General features: G+C 64.8%; 2 protein-coding genes. Both read left to right on the top strand.

Annotated features, from left to right (window positions below):
• Positions 1-582 (top strand): Zn-binding domain-containing protein (locus tag WB785_RS20980; RefSeq protein ID WP_424081441.1); only part of this gene is annotated, 582 nt, incomplete at its 5' end.
• A 305-nt stretch (positions 583-887) separates the two neighbouring features.
• On the top strand, positions 888-1922 hold the full coding sequence (locus WB785_RS20975; RefSeq protein ID WP_424081439.1) for a PAS domain-containing protein: 1035 nt from the start codon (positions 888-890) through the stop codon (positions 1920-1922).
• Positions 1923-2067: the final 145 nt, after the last annotated feature.

The following is a 2067-nucleotide window of genomic DNA, read 5'->3' as shown; positions in this document are numbered from 1 at the left end:
GGTGAACGGCAGGTATTCGGTTCGGTGACGTTAGGCCTGGTACCCGTCTGCGTCACCAGCCAAGTCGTCGGCTATTTGCGTCGTCGGCTGAGCGGGGAAGTCATTGACTTCATCGAACTCGATATGCCGGCGCACACCCTGGCCACCACTGCGGCGATGTACACCATTACGCCGGAGGCTATGCGCCGCAACGGGATCGACGCGCCGCAGATCCCCGGAGCGTTACACGCCGCCGAACACGCCGCGATCGGATTGCTGCCCTTGGTGGCCAGTTGCGACCGTGGCGACATCGGCGGCTTGTCAACCGCAGTGGGTCCGGAGCCCGATGGGCTGCCCAGCGTCTTCGTCTACGACGGCTATCCGGGCGGAGCGGGGTTCGCCGAACAGGGTTTCCGTCGGGCGAGCACCTGGCTGGGTGCCACCGCCGCGGCTATCGAAGCGTGCGAATGCCCGTCGGGATGTCCATCCTGCGTGCAGTCACCGAAATGCGGCAGTGGTAATGAACCACTGGATAAGGCCCGGGCTGTGCGCGTGTTGCGCTTGGTCCTCACGGCGCTGGCTCACGAGGACGGGACATCTTGAAGACGACCGACCCCTCGACGGTCGTCTTCCGGTGTCTGCGTTACGACAGCCGCCATGAAAACGCATTTCCTCGCTGCTGAAGAAACGCGCACATGCCGAAATTACAAACACTGCGGCGAACGGTCGGACAGCACAATCCGTTCGCAACCCAATGGGCGCAGCAGCAAAATACCCGGCCACGCTAACCTGTGCAAGTCATCGGCTGATGTATCAAGGTCGTCCTCAGGCTGACCGCCGCCAAACTTGCGCGGATTGGGCAGGGACGCAACGAGTTATCCCTTGCCGGATGAGTAAAATGTCGTGGTATGGCGCGCGACTGGCTGCTCGTGGAAACGCTGGGCGAGGAACCGGCCGTGGTAGCGCTGGGCCGCCAATTGCGAAATCTTGTTCCGATTTCCGTGTTTCTCCGGCGCAATCCCCGTCTCGCTGCCATCCAGGCCGCAATCGCCGAGTCGTTGCAAACCAGCCAAAGCCTGGTCAGCATCACACCCAAAAGCGGCCGGGTGATCCGCACCGAGCCGGTGTTGATGTCCGACGGCCACATGCACGGGGTGCATATCTGGAGCGGGCCGACCGCGGATGAACCGCCGGAGCGGCCCATCCCGGGCCCACTGAAATGGGACATGACCTTAAGGGTGGCCACCGATACGCCGGAATCGCTGGCCAATACGGGCAGGAATCTCGAGGTCGAGGATCCCGAGGGTCGCGCGTTCGCGGACAGCTGGCCGTCGGGTGATCTCAAGCCGAATGAAGGGAAGGCGCTGGCGGCGGCGGTGAGATCACAACCGGGTCAAACGCTGTGCGACACCTGGGACAGCACCGATTGGCAGGGCAATCACATCCGGGTGAGTTTTGTGGCGCGCAATGGATTGGAGCCGGCTGCCGATGGCCGCGACCATGTGATCGCACGGGGGATGAATTGGCGTGCCGAACCAGCCGAGCCGGTGCCGTCGACCGACCGGCTCGCGCAGCGGATCCTGCACGGCCTGGCCCAGCCTGGTGTGCACCGGGCGTTGTTCGATCCCGCCACTTGGACCCTGTTGAAATGGCTCGACGAGCCGTGCCCGTTTTATGACTGGCGACGTGTCGCTGCGGATGCGCCCGGGATGCATCCCAGCGACGAAGCGAGGATGGCGGCCATGACCGAGTTCGCGGGCGGCGCCACCGGCGGGGTGTTACGCATGCCCGGCCATGACCGTGGCTGGGTTCCGGTTCATGTGACCGTCAACCGGGTGGAAGTCGAGCCAAAGACATTCGCGGGGCTGGTCTCGCTGCGGTTGCCCACAGCGAGCGAACTCACCGACGCGGGCCTGACTGATCCCGATCCAACCGTCGGCTAAGCCCCATCGGCCGGGCCTGCGCGGGCGGCCGCCCGCGCGCTCCACCCTCCGCCGACGGCGAGATGCACCTCGGTTGTGACGACGACGTCCAGGTCGTCGACCGCGCAGCCGGTGATGCTCGTCCGCATCTCACGGGCCACTACGT

This window comes from Mycobacterium sp. (assembly GCF_049585075.1).
GTDB lineage: Bacteria > Actinomycetota > Actinomycetes > Mycobacteriales > Mycobacteriaceae > Mycobacterium.
This window is presented reverse-complemented; position numbering and strand designations above follow the sequence as displayed.